At 70.2% G+C, this 17,943-nt stretch carries 1 protein-coding gene (running past one end of the window); it reads left to right on the forward strand.

The features are described 5' to 3' along the window. Positions 1-17,943, forward strand: partial view of a Calx-beta domain-containing protein gene (locus tag DWV11_RS17125; RefSeq protein ID WP_136017938.1) — the 5' portion only. 11,223 nt of this gene lie beyond the right edge of the window; 17,943 of the gene's 29,166 nt are visible here — the first part of the coding sequence; the start codon lies at positions 1-3; its stop codon lies off the right edge, out of view.

Consider the following 17,943-nt stretch of genomic DNA (forward strand, 5'->3'; position numbering starts at 1 on the left):
ATGACTTGGACTGTGCTGGGGTCGGCCCTGCGGCGGATAGTGTCCGCTGCAGTGGCGCTTTGCATGGTGGTTGCCTTCAACCTTCCCTCGGCCGTGCCGGCCTTGGCCGCTTCCGCGGCCGCTGGTTCACGTGCCCCGGGACTTCAAGGATTCGTGTTGTTCGAGGGCGAGCACCAGGACGCCGCGTACACCGCCGGCGCCCAGTCCGGCGTCACGATCTCGGCCGCGGACCTCGCCGCACTGCAGGGTTCCGCGGCGGCCCAGTGGCCGGGCTGGAATGTCGGCGGGGCCACTGTCTTCCTGCAGGACCTGCCCGGCGACGCACTCGCCATCACCTTCGGAAACAGCATCGCAGTTGACCCGACGGCGGCCGGCTGGGGCTGGTCCGCCACCACGGGTGTACCGGCTCCGGGAACCATGGACCTGCTGACCGTCCTCGCGCACGAGTACGGCCACATCGCCGGGTTTACCGACGTCGAGGGCGGGGCCGATCTGATGACCCGGACCCTCAGCCCGGGGGAGCGGCGCTTCAACAACCCCGAGCGGATGTACCCGGCAGCGGAGCCCGCACCGGCCGCTGAACCGGCGGCCGCCGTCGAACCCGCACCGGCCGCTGAACCGGCGGCCGCGCCGGCACCTGAAGCCGCGCCCGCACCCGTGGAGAACCCGGCTCCCGCAACGGAACCCGCTACGGGAAGCGAAGCAGCTCCGGCCGCCGAATCCGGTGCACCCACCGGACCCACCCCCGCACCGGCTTCCGCGGCCGGAGCCTCCGTGACGGCAGAGTCCCCTTCGGGGCCGGAAGCGCCTTCGGAACAGGCTCCGGCCTCGGATCCTGCAAGCAGCGGTCCGGCAACCACCGATCCGGTCCCGGCAGCAGCGCCCTCCACCTGGGTCCTGGCCATGGCCGGTACCTCGGCCGCCCTGGTCTTCAACGCGGACGGCACGGCCACCTTCGCGGGCGAGACACGCAGCCTCGCCGGCATCGACGCCATCAGCGTCACCGGGACCGCGGGTGATGACACCTTCACCGTCGACCGGGGAATCAACAACCCGGCCATCACCGTGACCTTCGACGGTGCGGCCGGCTTCGACACCCTGGTCACGGCGGGCGCCACCGCCAGCAGCCGCTCCGTCGCGGCCGACCCGCACTCGGGCACCCTGTGGCTGGACGCCACGGTGATCAACTACCTGAACATCGAGCCCATCGCCTCGGGCGACGCCAGCAACGCGGTCTACGAACTGACCGGCGGCGACGACGATGCCACCCTCACCCTCAACGGCGGCGGTTTGCTGGAGCTCAGCGGCGCCACCTTCGAGACCGTGGCGTTCGCCGCCCCCACCACCTCTCTGACCATCAAGGGCGGCGCCGGCAAGGACAAGATCATCATCTCCGGCACCATCGCCCTGATGGCCGCATGGTTGCTGATCCAGATGGAGCTCATCGAGGTAGCCGACGACGCCGAGATCACCACCACCGGCGATGTCACCCTCGAAGCGGCCGACTCCGTGACGGGCGGACCCGTCCTCGGCTGCCTCGTGGCCCTGGCGACGCACTGCACCGACGCTGCGGTCACCATCAACGGCGGCAACATCAGCGCCAACAACCTCAACCTCACCGCCACCTCGAGCATCGTCCCTGACGCGAGCCACTTCGCCGCCTACGCCATCAACGTCGATTCCAAGGCCGCGGTGAACGTCACCGGCAACGCGCACCTGGCAGCAACCGGGGCCGTAGTCATGTCGGCCAGCTCCACGGTGGGCCCTGTCACGCTGACCAAGGACTACGGCGACCTCGCCATCATCTCCTCCGACGCCGGGGTGACCGTAGGCGGAAGCGCCGTGGTCACCGCCGGTTCGAATGTCACCATGACGTCCACCTCAACCGTCGACGCCGGAGCCACCCCGGGTTCGGCCGGCAAGGACGAGGGGGAAGCCGACTCCTCCGGTACCAGCACCTTCGACGCCGCCGTCGCCATCTTGACCGTGACGGCCAAGACCATCACCAAGGTGACCGGTAGCGCGCACCTCGAGGTGGTCGGAGACCTCGCCCTCGCCGCCATCAACCACGCGGCGCTCACGGCCACCGGCGACGCGAGCGACGCCAACTCCGGTGCCGGCATCGCCGTCGCGAACCTGGACCAGACCACCACCGCCTTCATCGCCTCCACCAGCACCACCCCGACCACGGCCGCCAAGCTCGACATCACCGCGGACTCGGAAGGCGCCAACAACGCCACCACGAAGGCCGGCGTCGAAGGCTCCACGCAGAACGACAAGGACCCCAACTCGGCCGACCGCGGCAACGGCCAGGCCAACACCGCCGACGGCAGCATCGGCATCACCGGCGCACTCTCCGTGAACGTCCTGCACAGCAGCACCGCCGCATTCATCTCCGGCTCGCGGGTCACCACCACCGGGGTGCAGCGGATCCACGCCGGCTCCAGCAACGGCGCCACGGCCACCGCGGACGGCAGCACCACCTCCGGCAGCGGACTGGGCGTCGGCGTGGCGGTCGGCATCAACGTCGTCACCCTGCTGACCGAGGCCTACCTGGCCGGCGGTGCCATCCTCAACGCGGGCGGCGTGGTCCTCGAAGCCTTCGGACCGGCCGCCGGCAAGAACACCTTCTCGGCGGATTCCACCTCGGGCGCCGGCGGGGACGCCAGCGTGGGAGTCGCCGGATCCCTGGCCCTGAACATCATCACCGCCACCACCCTGGCCAACGTCCGCGGCGCCGGTGCCAACCTCAACGGCTCGGACCTCGCCCAGACGGCCAAGGCAAACCACGAAAACAAGGCCAAGGCCAAAGCGAAGCAGGACGGCGGCGGCTCGGTGGGCATCGGCGCCTCCGTCGCCATCAACATCATCAACAACGTCGTGGCGGCGGGCCTGGCCGTCAACGGCATCCTCACCGCCGCCAAGAAGCTCACGATGAACGCCACCACCACGGACGCCACCACCACGGAGGCGAGCGGCGGCGCGGCCGGCGGCAGCGCGGCCGTCCTCACCGGCGTCGTCGGCATCACCATCTCGAACGTTTCCACCAGCGCTTCCGTCCGGCGGGGCAGCGCCCTCACCACTACCGGCAACATCACCGGCAAGGCCGACCAGACCGCCACCGTGGACACCAAGGCCCTCGGCGCCACCACCGCCGGTGCCGGAGCCACCCTCGGTGCCGCGATCTCCTTCGCCCTTACCTCCGCAGAGCACCTCGTGGACTCCTCGCTCAACCGGAACACCACCTCCGGCGGCCTGATCAGCATGGAAGCTGTCGGCACCTCCACCACGTCCACCACGGCAACCGCCAGCGCAGCCGGCGCCGAGGGCGGCCAGAGCGCAGGCGGCAAGGACTCCTCCAACAAGGACAGCAAGGAAAAGTCCGACGCCCAGCTCGGCTTCGCCGACTCCAAGTCCACCTCCACCAACGCCAACGGAACCAGTACCCCGGCCGCCAAGAACGAAGACGGGACCACCGTGACGGTCGCCGCCGCGATTGCCCTGAACCTGGTGACCTCGACGACGACGGCGCTCGCCGCCGCTGCGGCCGGCCAGCCTGCCATCGTGGTCGTCGCCGCCGGGGCCGTCACGTTCAAGGCGCTGAACAACACCGACGCCAAGGCGGTGGCTGACGGCTCGGCCAGCAACGGCAGCTCGGTGACCATCGGCGCAGGCCTCGCCATCAACAAGGTGATCCTGCGGAACGAGGCAGGCATCGGCGTCGGGACCGCGGTCACGGCGGGCGGCCTGAACCTCACCGCGGGCATGCGGCCGCTGGCCGGCGGGACGGATACGGTGCACACCTTCGAGGCGGACGCCAAGGCCGGGGCCTCCGGCAGCAGCGGCAACCTGGGCATCGCCGGCGCCTTCGCGCTGAACATCATCGACCAGGACACGCTCGCCACCGTCCATGCCGATCCGACCCCCGCCCCGCAGGCACCGGCAGCACCGGGCGTGGCGATCGTGGGCGGCGGTGCAGTGGCGATGAGCGCCAACTCGAACTCCACCTCGAACGCCAAGGCCAAGGCGAGCCAGTCCGGCAGCGGAACCGTGGGGATCGGCGCGGCCTTCGCACTGAACCTCATCAACGACACGGTGTACTCGGGAATCGACCAAGTGGGAGACCCGACCCGCGGACCCCCGCTGACCGGAGCCGGAAACGTCACCATCGCAGGAACCACCGCGCACACCCTGACCACCAGTGCCGAAAGCGGATCAGCGGGCGGAACAGTCAGCATCACCCCGGCAATCGCGATCACCATCGCCAACATCCTCAGCAGCGCCTCGCTCGGCGCCAGCGCCACGGCCCTCACCGCCAGCGGCGCCGTGGACGCCCAGGCCACCCAGACCGTCAAGGCCACCACCACCGCCAAGGGCGACACCAAGGTAGGCAGCACCGCCGGCATCGGCGTCTCCCTCGCACTGGCCATCATCGACAACGACGTCGATTCAGGCAGTGCCCGCAGCATCACGGCCGGCGGCGCCGTCAGCTTCAAGGCCACCGGAACCTCCGACACCAAGTCCACTGCCGAAGCTTCCGCGAAGGGCGCCTCGCCCAGTGAAGGCAGCAGCGGAGGCGGCAAGAACGTCAACAAGAAAGCCGACGACAACCTCAGCCAGGCCAAGAACACCCAGTCCGCCGAGACCGGCAAGACCTCCAGCACCAGCTCCACCCCGAAGGCCGCCAGCAACGACGACGGCGGAAGCTCCGTTTCGATCGCCGGAGCCATCGCCATCAACGTCGTGGAAACCACCTCAAGGGCCTGGTTCGCCAACGGAATCACCATCAGCTCCGGCGGGATCGTCACCCTCAAGAGCCTGGCCAACACGGACGTCCTGGCGAACGCCAAGGGCGACAGCGCCGCGGACGCCAGCGTTGGCATCGGCGCCGGCGTGGCCGTGAACAAGGTGGACATCATCAACCGGGCCGTCACGGGCACCGCCACCATCACCGGTACAGGCCTGGTCCTCACTGCGGCCCTGACCGGCGGCGACAGCAATGACGTGGTGCGGCGCTGGACCGGCAGCGAATGGAAGGCCGTGGAAAGCGGCGCCGAACTTCCCGGCCCGTCCAAGGACGACCTCGCCTACGTCAAGACCAACGGCGGCACCGGCGGCAACGACGGCATCTACAAGTTCAATGGCAGCGACTGGACCCTGGACCAGGACGTCACCATCACCAGCGGCGCGGCGTTCCCCGGTTCACCCTCCAGCGGCGACTACTTCCTCCTCACCACCGCCCACGACGGCCACCCGCGCAACAGCGTCTACAAGTACGACGGCAGCGAGTGGGACTTCGTCACGGCAGACACCTTCGGGCAGAAGGAAGAACTTCCCAAGAACGAGATCGAACAGAACGACTGGTTCCAGCTCACCGCCCAGGACGGCGGCAACGCCCCCGGCTTCTACAAGCGCAACGGCTCCCAGCAGTGGGTGGCCCAGTCCGTGACACTGACCGACGGCGACCACTTCCCGGCCAGCCCCGCCACCGACCAGCTCTTCCGGCTCTGGGAGCACGAGGTTTCCGCCACCGCCCGCGCCGGTGCCAGCAAGGCCACGAGCGTCGGCGTCGCCGGGGCCCTGGCGCTGAACATCGTCACCAACGCCACCGAGGCCGTGCTGCAGGCAGGCGCCTCGGCAACGCTCGGCGGCTCCGCCGTCGTGATCTCCGCGCTCAGCAACGAATACGACGACGCCAAGGCCAGCGGCAAGGCCGAGGTGGGCAGTGCCACGGGCGTCGGCGCCTCCGTCGCCCTCCAGGTCCTGGTGCCGTCCACCGTCCGGGCGGAAGCCGAAAACGGCGCCACCCTCACCGGCGGATCCTCCGTGACCGTGGACGCCTTCGGCTTCCGCGAGATGGTCACCACGGCGGAGGGCGGGACGGCCGGCGGCACCGCGGTCACCCCGGTGGTGGCCCTGCTCATCAGCAAGGACGACCACGTTATCGCCCGCCTCGGCACCGGCTCCGCCCTGACCAGCTCCGGCGCCGTCAAGGTCACCGCCACCCACCTCAACCGGATCCGCACGGAAGGCAACGCCGAAGCGGCCGGCAAGGACACCGCCGTCGGGATCGACATCTCCATCAACGTGGCGGTGGGCTGGCAGACGACGGCGGACATCGCCCGGCACGTCACCGGCGCCTCCGTGGACGTGGTGGCCTCCAGCGAAATCAAGAGCGAAGCGAAGGCCGTGGCCAGCGCCAAGGGCGGCAGCGAAAGCGATCCCAAGAGCGGCGACCAGAACGCCAACAGCCAGGTCAACGGCGACAACCCGAACACCAAGGACCAAGGCACCGGGACCCTGCCGAGCTCCAGCGGCGGCACCAACGGCAGCAACGGCGCCACCAACGCCAACGGCAAGGCCAGCAGCGAATCCGGCAGCAGCGGCGGCGGAACAGGGGTGGCCGGCGCCATCGCCGTCAACTGGGTGGTGATGGTCAACACCGCACGGATCACCGCCAACCGCACCGTCACCGCCACGGCCGGCGCCGTCACCGTCCGCGCCCTCAGCCACGTGGACGCCAACGCCCGGGCCATGGGTTCGGCCATCGACCTGCAGAACGACACGGGCGTGGGCGCCGCGATCGGCCTGAACGTCCAGGACCTCACCAGCATCGCCACCATCGGCGCCGGTGCCGTGGTCAGTGGCAACGCCGGAATCACCGTCGAAGCAATCACGCCGGCCGGCCAGCGCAACGACTTCATCGTCTGGGGCATCGCCGCCGGCGGCGGCAAGAACAGCGCCGGCGTGGCCGCCTCGGCGGGCGTGCAGATCCTCCTCATCACCACGACGGCGTCCGTCGGCAAGGGCGCACAGCTGGACTCCGCGGCGGGCGGCGTGACCGTCCGGGCCACCGAAGCCATGGGCCTGCAGCTCATCGCGCTCTCCGGGGGCTTCTCCACAGGTAGCGGAACCGCAGTGGGCGGGGCCGTCGCGGTCAACTACCTCGAGGTGGCCACCAAAGCCTTCATCGACTCCGGCACCACCGCCGGGCAGGTCACCTCCGTGGACGCCGACGGTGCCCTGAGCATCAGCGCGAAAGCCACCCTGGTGCCGCTCGAACCCGAAACCCCGCTGCAGGGCAAGATCACCCTGCCCTCGGTCACGAACGTCGCGGTCGGTGCGGGCGCCAGCAGCAGCGGTGCGGCAGTGAGTGGCTCCTTCATCATTGACATCATGTCCTTCGACACCCAGGCCTACCTCGGCAACGGTGCCCAGATGAACCAGGATGGCGCCGTGGGCGGGGCGGGCCAGTCCGTGTCCATCACCGCCGAGGACAGCCTGCAGATCGTGAACGTCGCAGGGGCCCTGTCCTTCAGCGCCAGCTCTGCCGCCGTGGGCCTGACAGTGATCGTGGACGTCATCAACTCCAACGTCCGGGCCAGGATCGGCGCCAGCTCCGCTGTCCGCGCGGGCGGCAGCGTCACGGTCGAGGCCAAGGGCGGCGAGGACTGGTTTGAACTCTCCGTGGCCGGCGGCGTGAGCGGAAGCAGCGCGGCCGTCACGGGCGCCGTGCTGGTGTTCGTGTTCAACCAGGGCGGCAGCAGCCCCGCCGTCGTCGCCTCCATTGAAGGCGGCGCCGAGGTCCACGCGCTCGGGACCGTCAAGGTCCTGGCGAGCCGGACCGCCAGCGGGCCGTTCTCCGCAGGCAACCTGGCAATCGGCGGCGGCTCGGCCGGCGTCGGTGCCTCCGCCGTCGTGATCGTCCGCAGCAGCGTGGTGGACGCGTACGTCGGCGCCGGCGCGGACATCGAAGCCGGCGGCGCCGGACTCACGGTCAGCGCCATCCAGTCCGGCGATTTCAAATTCCTGGCCGTCGGCGGTGCGGGCGGCAACTCCGCCGGCGTGGCCGGCTCCGTGGTGGTCAACGTCAGCAGCGACACCACCAAGGCCCACCTCGACGCCGGGGCCTCCTCCGCCGGGACGCACACCACGGTGCTGGCCAAGGACACGACCGCGGTCCTTGCGCTCGCGGGCGTGCTCACCGTGGGCGGCTCGGCCGGTGTGGGCGCCGGCGTGGACGTCGAGGTCATCACCAAGGACACCCAGGCCTGGATCGCCAAGGACACCTCCGTCACCGGCACCGGCAACCTCACCGTGGACGCCCAGTCCGCGGAGAAGATCACCTCCATCTCCGTGGGCGGCAGCTTCGCCGGCTCCGCCGCCGTCAACGTCAACGCCGCCGTGTCCGTCCTGTCCATCACCACGAAGGCCTTCATCGCCGACGGCACCTCCACCTCCGACGCCGCCGTCGTCGCCATGGACGGCAGCGTCCGGGTCAACGCCGACGAATCCCTCACCCTGAACGTGATCGGCGGCAACATCGCAGTGGGCGGCAGCGCCGGCGTCGGCGCCGCAGTGTCCGTGCCGGTCACCACCAAGGAAACCCACGCCTGGATCGGCAACTACGCCAAGGTCTCCGCCAAGGGCGCCGGCACCGTCACCGTGGCCACCGGCAGCTACAGCGTCACCACCAAGGACCTGCGCTTCGCCCCGGCCGACGTCAACACCGGCAGCGACACCATCACCCTGGCCAACCACGGCTTCCAGAACGGCCAGCAGGTCCAGTACGACCGCGGCTGCGACACCGGCGGCTGCGGCATCACCGGCCTGACCCACCGCGGCGTCTACTACATCGTCAACGCCACGGCCAACACCTTCCAGGTCTCCGCCACGCAGGGCGGCACGGCCGTGGACCTGCAGAGCCAGGGCAGCACCGAAAATCAGCGTTTCTTCGCCACCGACGAAGCCAACGTCCAGGAAGACAACACCCTGCGCTTCAACCCGCAGACGGCGGTGTCCGGCAACCAGATCACCACGCCGTACTCCGTGGGCGCGGCGAACGACGACGCCGTGGTCTACAGCTCCGGCGGCGGCGCGGTGATCGGCGGGCTGGTGGACGGCGGCACGTACTTCTACAAGAGCCTGGGCGGGAACACCTTCCAGCTGCTGAACAAGAAGAGCACCGACGGCGGCACCCCGGTGGCGCTGTCCCTCAGCGGCACGACGGGCAAGGCGCACAGCATCACCAAGTCCGGCACGGCCCCGGGCGGCGACGCCAGCGCCATGGGACCGCGCGTCATCCAGGCCGGCAGCACCCCGGACTTCCGCGGCATCGCCGTCACCGCCAACAACTCCGACAACATCGGCGCCTTCGGCGTGGCGGTGGGCATCGGCGGCACGGCGGGCGTCTCCCTCGCCGGCGCCGTGGCCGTCAACACCATACGCACCTCGGCGCACATCGGCTCCAACGCCCGCATCAACTGCGGTGCGACGTGCGCCTCCAACGTTGCCGGTGCCAACACCGGGCAGTCCGTCCAGGTCTCCGCGGCCAACCAGTACTACCAGCTGGGCATCGCCGCCGCGGTGGGCATCGGCGGCACTGCCGGCGTGGCCGTTCCCGTCGATGTCCGGGTGGTCAGCATCGACACGTACGCCTACATCGGCACCGGCAGCATCGTCAACGCCCGCAACAATATTGCTGTCACCGCCAACGCCAAGGACGCCGTGGTCTCCGTGGCCGCAGGCGCCGGCGGCGGCACGGTCGGCGTGGCAGGCACCGTCGCCGTCACCGTCCTGAAGGTGAACACCTTCGCCTGCACCGGCACCCCCACGGGCACCCTCGCCTTCGAATGCCTCGGCACCGGGGCCACCCTGAAGGCCGACAACAACGTGCTGGTGTCCGCGAAGGACGACACCCGCCTGCTCCTGCTCACCATCGCCGCGGCCGGCGGCTATGTGGGCGTCGGTGCCGCCGTCGGCGTCGCCGTCCTGGACAAGAAAGTGCAGGCCTACCTGGGCGCCGGCGGCGTGGTGGACGCACTGGCCCTCGGCAGCGCGATCGGCGGAGTGTCCAACGGCTCCGGGCTCAGCGGCTCCGGGACCGCAGCGGACTTCGGCCGCCAGTCCTTCTCGGGCGTGATCGTCCGGGCCGACTCGGTGGAGGACATCTTCGGCCTGGTCGCCGCGGTGGGTGGCGGCTTCGTGGGCGTGGCCGGCGGCGTGTCCGTGGCCCTGCTGACCGTGCTGGTGAAGGCATTCATTGGGGGCAACAGCACGGTCAACGGCCAGGCCGGGGCCAGCCCGGCCCAGGGCGTCAATGTCTCGGCGACGGACCGGTTCAAGTCGCTGACAATCGCCGGCGGTATCGCAGGCGGTTTCGTAGGTGTTTCCGGCGGTGTGGATGTCGGCGTGGCCAACAATTCTGTTCAGGCCACTCTGGGCGCCGGCGCCACCGTCCACGCCGCCGGGAACGTACAGGTCTACGCGGTCTCCGCCAAGGACGTCAGCACCTTCGCCGTCAGCGTCTCGGGCGGATTCGTCGGCGTCGCTGCGGCCGTGTCGGTCTGGACTGTGGGCACGACCGCCACAGGCGGGTACCACGCAGCGCCGGGCGGCGACTACCGCGGCAACTGGAACGCCGGCACCAGCTACCGGCGCGGCGACGTCGTCACCGACACCGGCGACGGCAAGCGCTACTCCGCCAAGGAAGACGGCGTGCTGGGCGGGGCCTCACCCAGGAACAACCCGGCCAAGTGGCTGGGCGAATCCAGCGCCTTCGGGCGCGGCGACTGGTCCGCGGCGGAGTACTACAACAAGGGCGACGAAGTCCGCGACACGGTTGACGGCAAGTACTACACTGCGACCGCGGACGGCGTGCACAGCGCCACCCGCCCCGGCCTGGACTCCGGCAACTGGGACGAAGGCGGTTCGCTCAACAGCATCCAGCAGGGCGGCTCGGCGGCCCAGGGCGGCAGCGGCGGCTACAAGGACAACACCCTCACCGGCACCACTGCCGGCGCGGCCGCCGCGTGGACCAGCGCCCAGGCCTGGGATGAAGGCGCCCTCGCCAGCTACAACGGCCAGACCTGGTCGGCCACCGAGGACATCGCCAGCGGCGTGGCCCTCGCGCCGGGAACCGCGGGCGCCAAATGGCGGCTCGTCTCCGGCTCGGAGACCAAGACCAACCAGCGGCTCGCCGATCAGCTGGGCGTCGCCTCGGGCCGGATCTCCGCGGCGGCGCCAGCCAGCAACATCGGCAACGACGCGCTCGGCACCGTTCCTACGGGCGGCACCACCGCCACCATCAACGCGATCGTCCTGGCCGGCGGCCACGTACGCGCCTGGGCCAAGGACCAGTTGCGGATCCTCGGCGTCGCCGGCGCCGGCGCTGTGGGGGCGGTCGGCGTCGGCATCTCCGTCCTGGTCCTGAACATCAAGAGCAACACCGACGCCGGCATCGGCTCCACCGCGCAGATCACCGCGGGCTCCGGCGGCAGCGGCGAGGTGTCCGTCCAGGCCGGCATGGACGAGGACTCGGTGGGCTTCGGCTTCTCCGGCGCCGTGGGCGCCGTCGGGATCGCCGGACAGGTGGTGGTCATCAACGATCGCGGCGCCCAGCGGGCCCACATCGACGGCGGCGCGCAGATCCTGCAGGCCGGCGGCGGCGTCGCGGTCGGATCCACCGCGGACCGGCACCTCGAGAACTACTCGATCGGCCTGGCCATCGGGGCGGTCGGCGCGGGCGTGTCCGTGTCCGTCGTCAACGTCTCCGGCGACAACACCGCCGAAACCGGAACGGTCGCCGTCGGCGGCACCGGAACCGTGGCCAGCTTCACGTCCAGCACCGTGGACAATATCAACGTCTACGGACTGGGCGTCAGTGTCGCCGGCGGGGCCGGGGCCATTGGCGGCGTGGTCACCCTCGTCAGCCTGGCAGGGACGGCCAAGGCCTCGGCCTCGCCGAGCGGCGCCGTGGGCTCGGGCGGGGTCGCCGCCACCGCCACCGGCACCCGCACGGTCCAGGCCACCACCCTCAACGTCACCGTGGGCGGGGTGGCGATCGGCCTCACCGTGGTCCGCGCCGACTCGGCCCGGCACCTTGAGTCCATCGTGGGCGGCAGCGCCACCACCAGCGGTGCGGTCGAATCCACGGCCACCGCCGGCAATACCGCCACCGTCCGCTCCCCGGGCGTCTCGATCGGCGGCGTCACCATCGGCATCACGGTGTCCTTCGCGGAACTGTCCGGGCACACCTTGGCCAAGGCTACCGGCACCGTGACGGGCGCCTCCTCGATCGACGTCGTGGCCACGGCCGCCAACAAGGCCGACACCGAAACGGTCCTGGTCTCGGGTTCCCTGATCGGCCTGAGCGGGGCCTGGGCCAGCTCCAGGATCACCTCGGACGCCTGGATCCGCGCGATCGTTGACGGCACCGCCAGCCTGGGCTCCACGGGAACCATCACCGTCAAGGCCCGCACCCAAGGCGAGGGCAACTACGCCAAGGGCATCGTGGACTCCACCAGCGGCGGGCTCGTCGACCTCAAGGCCATGGTGGCTGTGGCCCGCGTGGCCAACGAGGTCCGCGCCACCCTGGACGGCGCCGTCACCGCGGCCGGCAGGCTGGACGTCCTGGCCGACGCGCACAACAGCAGCGAGGCACGGGTGAAGACGGCCGCCGTCGCGCTGGTGAGCCTGGCGATCGGCGCGGCGGATTCAAAGATCGACGCCGGAACCCGCGCCACCGGGGCGGGCAGCATCGCCGCGGCCGGTGCCGACCTCAGCATCAAGGCCACCAGCGTCAACTCCGCCACCGCCTACTCCAACGTCATCACAGGCGGCCTGCTGGGCGGCGTGGCCGTCAGTGCCCCCGTCGCGGATATCTCGGCACCCACCGGAGCCCAATGGGACGGCCAGGTCACCGCCGGGCGCAACATGACGGTGGAAGCCGACGCCACCAACACGGCCAACTCCACCGCGAAGGTCCTGGCCACCGGCATCGTCGGCGTCACCGGAGCCTCGGCCCCGGCGAACATCACCACCGCCACCGTCAGCTACGCGATCATCGGCGGCGCCGCGAAGATCAGCGGCCTCACCCAAAAGCTCCTCGTCTATGCCCACGCGGTCAACCGGGCCACGGCGGTGGCCGGCGGCAAGGGCATCGGCGCCGTCAGCATCGGCGTCATGTTCCCCAATGCCACGGACAAGGCCGTCACCAAGGCCGAACTTAACGGCGACGTCGGAACCACCCACGTTGATCCCGCCGTCGGTACCGTGGGTGACGCCGGAGCCCTCACCATCGAGGTCAAGGCGATCGGCGACGACGCCAGCAACGCCAGCGTGGACAGCCTGAGTATCGGACTCGTGGCCGTCTCGGCCTCCTCCGCCGAGGCCCGCACCGAACCCGAAGTCCGCGCCCAGCTGGGCGGCGGCAAGGTCACCGCGACGCAGGGCGTCACCGTCCTGGCCCAGTCCCTCACCGACGCCGACTCCTACGCCTACGCTGCCTCCGGCGGCGTGATCGACATCCAGGCCGGCTTCACCGCCACGTCCTTCGCCAGCCCCAAAGTCTCCGCGATCGTCACCGGCGGCTTCGTCCAGGCAGGCGGGCTGCTTTCCATCACGGCACTGCACGGTGCGGCGCAGTCCCCGCTGTCCGACGGCACAGTGGCCGGCATCAACTGCAACGGCGCGGACACCATCTGCTTCACCCTGCCGCACGGCATCGGCACCGGAACCACCGTCACCTACAGCGCCCCCGCCTCCTCGGTGCCGGGCGTCGCCGAAGGCACCGTCCCCAACCCCAACGCGATCCCGGGCCTCGGCGACGGGCGCACCTACGGCGTCATCAAGGTGGACAACAACACCCTCCGGCTCGGCGTCGAATTCAACGCAGCCGGCGTCGTCAACGCCCAGACGGGCACCCTGCACTTCGCCGCCGGCCACAACTTCCGCACCGGCGACCGGGTGGTCTACAACTGCAACGGTGGCGGCGCCCTCGGCACCCTCCCGGTGGCCGGCCTCGCCTGCGGCAGCTCCTACTACGTCTTCGCCGTGGACGAGTTCGACATCCGGCTCTCCACCACCCCGCTCGGCACCGCCGGCAGCAACGTGGTGACCTTCAACCCGAGCACGGCCATGCCGGACGGCGCAACCTTCCAGGTGGCCGACACCACCGGACTGGACGGCCGCGCCGTGGTCTACCACGCACCGGCCACCATCGACTTCAAGTCCAGCCTGGTGGACGTCAACACCGACGGCAGCGGGCAGCTCCAGGACAACGACAACAACGGCATCGACCACGACAGCTCCTGGAACACCATCTACGCCCCGTCCCATGGCGCCATCGACAACGCCGAGTACGTCTACACCGTGACCGACGGCCCGGCCATCGGCGGCCTGTTCAACGGCCAGCACGTCTGGATCGTCCTCGAGGACCTGGATGGCCTCGGCAGCATGTTCGCCGCCGGCAACCACATGATCCGGCTCGCCGATTCGGCCTGCCACGCCGGAATCGGACAGTACGACGCCGACCCGGGCGCCGGCGTCGACCTCCACCCCTGCACCGAGGTCATGCAGATCATCGCCCTGGTGCCGAACACCAGCCCGGCAGGGCTGCGCGCCAACCACTCGCTGCGCCGGGTCGGCTACGAATCGATCGGGCTCGTCGAAGGCAACATGTACTTCATCGACGTCGTCAACGGCACCGATTTCCAGCTGCGCAACGCCGCCGGAACACTGATGACCGGCTTGGACACCAGCAAGCTCGGCACCCACCGGCTGGTCAACGAAGGCATCGCCGCGGTCAGCGGCGGCACCGGCACCCAGCAGCTCTACATCGACCTCGGCGCCGGCGCCCTGAGCGGCACCCCGCACGTGATGATCGGCGTCGGCGGCCCCGGCGCACTCCTGGCCGACCCCGCCGGCTCCACCAACGGCGTGGCGAGCGCAACCTCCACGGGCATCGGCGGCGGGCTCTTCCGCTTCAGCGACGTCTTCTCCGAGGTCACCTCCAAGCCCTCCCTCACGGTGGACGTCCAGGCCGGCACGCTGCGCGGCAACGCCGTCCTGATCGACGGCACTTCGTACATCAACGTCGCCGTCAGCTCCGTGGGCAAGGGGGGCGGGTTCCTCGGCTTCGGCGCCTCCAACGCCTTCGCCGACGCCGTCAACACCGTGCGGGTCTTGATCGGCAGCACGGCCAACATCTTCGCCTCCACGGACCTGCAGGCCACCGCCCTCGGCATCACCACCGCCAACGGCGAGGCCGTCAACCGCACCGGCGGGCTGATCTCCGGAGCGGACACCGACGTCGACCTCGAACTCGGGTACTCCGTGAAGACCGAGGTGGCCGGCACGCTCTACGCCAACCGCTCGCTGCTGATCGACGCCGCCGCCGGCTTCAACGCCAACGCACGGGCCTCCTCCGGCTCCGGCGGCCTGGGCACCAACGCGGACGCGAACGACGACAGCGGCCAGGGCGCGCAGATCGGGCACGACTACACCGCCGAGGTGGCCACGAGCCTTGGCGGAACCGCGAAGCTGCGCGGCGCCCAGGTCCAGGTCTCCGCCGGCGTCGGCACGGCCTTCGCCATCGACTTCACCGACGGCAGCATCGACGGCCGGGCGCTTGAGGCCCGCGGCGTCGCCCGCTCCGACGCCGACGCCTACGCCCTCGGCGCGGACTCCGACGCCGGCGCCTACGTCAGCGTCACGGACAGCGTCCTCACCAAGCTGGACACCGGCTCCTACATCGAAGGCGAATCCGTCTACATCCGCGCCGCCCACGAACACCTGAACCTGCAGGCCGACGCGAACGCCAACTGCGGCTGCGGCGGCGGCGACACCGACGCCCGCGCCTACGTCTCCTTCACCGGCAGTTCCGCGGTCCAGGGCCTCGACGAATCCGTGATCCGCACGGCCGAACTGCACGTGGCCGCCCTGCAGTACTTCGACCGCCTGTACTACCACGCACACCGTTCCGGCGGGCTCTTCGACTTCGGCAGCGCCGACGGCGACATCAGCTACCAGCCCAAGCGCGACATCCTGTGGGAATCCACGGTGTACCTGCTGGGCGAACCCAACCCGGTGCTGATCGTGGACGCCAGCGGCAAGATCATCGCCAAGACCTACAACGTGACCGTCCGCTCCACCCAGTTCGGCCCGGCCCTGAACATCGGCGACACCGTCTCCGGCCCCACCATCTGGATCGACCCGATCCTCTACGACGAACTGCCCGCGGCCCTCTTCGAAGCCAACAACGCCGGAGGCGAATGCGACGCCGACTGCAACGGCCTCATCCACGGCAGCCTGGGCATCTTCTACATGCAGGAAACCTGGAACTCGGTGCTGATCCGCAACAGCTCGGACAAGAACATCGTCCTCAAGGGCACCACGGACCCGCAGAGCGTCTCCATCAACACGCTCAATTCCCACCTGACCAGCACACCGGAAGCGGTCATCAGCGTCTCCGTGGACAACGGCCCCCACGCGCCCCCGGCCACGCAATGGTTCTGGCACGTGCACCACATCTTCCCGGCCACCGGCGTGGTGATCGAAAGCCTCCGGCCCACGGCCACCACCGGCTTCGACCTCACCGTCGACGGCGACATCCGCAACCACATCGGCAGCACCCGCCTCAGCAACCAGCGCGGCTCCATCCTGCGCGGCAACGACGCCGGCACGGAGACGTTCTACAGCAACACCATCACCCTGGACTCGGAATCCGGCTCCCTCGGAACTGTTCCGAACCCGCTCATCCTGGTCCTCCTCCAGATCTTCCACACCGGCGAGCCCGGCGTCCCCGCGGTCCTCAAGCCCGTAGGCCTGGACGCCGAAGCGGGCCAGGACCTCTACCTGGACCTCACCGTGCTCCGGCGTGATTCCCTCACCGCCAACCCGGCCGCCATCAACCCCGTGATCGGCCCCATCAAGGCCGGGCACGACGCCGTCGTGATCCTGCGCGACAGCGGCGAAGGCATCAACGGCCCCGGCATCGGCGACGTCAACGTGGACATTTACACCCCGGACAACAAGCCGGCACCGTACGGCTCGGGCAGCGTCCTCGAAACGGTCCCCACCACCTGCTACTTCCGGCCCGACGGCGCAGCCTGCACCGGCGGCACGGACACCCCCGTGGTGGTGGGCGGCGCCGTCGTCGCTGTCGCCTTCGGCTCCGACCTCACGCCGATCAACGCGAACTACACCTTCAGCGACCTCCGCGCCGGCCACAACATCGCCGTCTTCCACCCGTCCGCCGCCACGGCCATGACCATCAAGGCCTTCACCGACGTCGACGCCCAGTGGAGCGACGACGACACCGGCGCCACGCACGGCGTGACCGACGGCTCCGGCAAGACCGACGTGCTGAACAACGGCAACATTTGGGTCATCGAGCAAAGCGGCAAGGGCGACCTGCGCGTCGGCCACATCCACGCCACCGGCCTCTGCACCGGCCCCGCCGCGCTGTGCGCCACCCCGATCCCGGCCGACGTCCGGCTCGACTCGCCGGCCCGCATCCTCGACGCTGAACTCGACAGCGGCGTGCTGGACACTGACGACGACGGCACCCTGGTGGACGCCTACGACCTCGACATCAGCGGCAACCACAACGGCGTCGACGTCACCGGCCGCAACATCACCCTCACCGCGGGCGACAACGGCCTGGGCGAGGCCGGCAGCGTCTCCGGCACCGGCGGCATCGGCCTGCCGGACAACTTCCTGGAGATCCAGGTGGACGCCGTGGGCGGCTTCCCGTCCGTGGCCAAGGGCCTGCTGAACGCCCATGACCTCGCGGCCGACGACGACAAGACCCTGGGCATCTACCTCGACCAGGTGTCCGGGGACCTGCGGATCGGCATCGTGGAAACCGCCGGCGATGACAGCCTCAGCACCGGCAACGTGTCACTGCGCAGCCGGGCCGGATCCATCATCGACGGCGCCGCCAACGGCGCCGGGGACGCCGCGGCCGACGTACTGGGCCAGACGATCGACATCGACGCCCACGGCGGCTCGATTGGCACCGCCGCCAAGGACGTGGACATCGATTCGCTCCGCGGCTCGCCGTTCGCCTGCAGCAACGCCAACTGCGCCAACAACCCTGGTGGAACTTCCGACGCCGGCCTCGCCGCCGTCGCGGACGACGTCGCCCTGGAAGCCGGCACC

This window comes from Arthrobacter silvisoli, from assembly GCF_003369445.1.
Classification (GTDB): Bacteria; Actinomycetota; Actinomycetes; order Actinomycetales; family Micrococcaceae; genus Arthrobacter; species Arthrobacter silvisoli.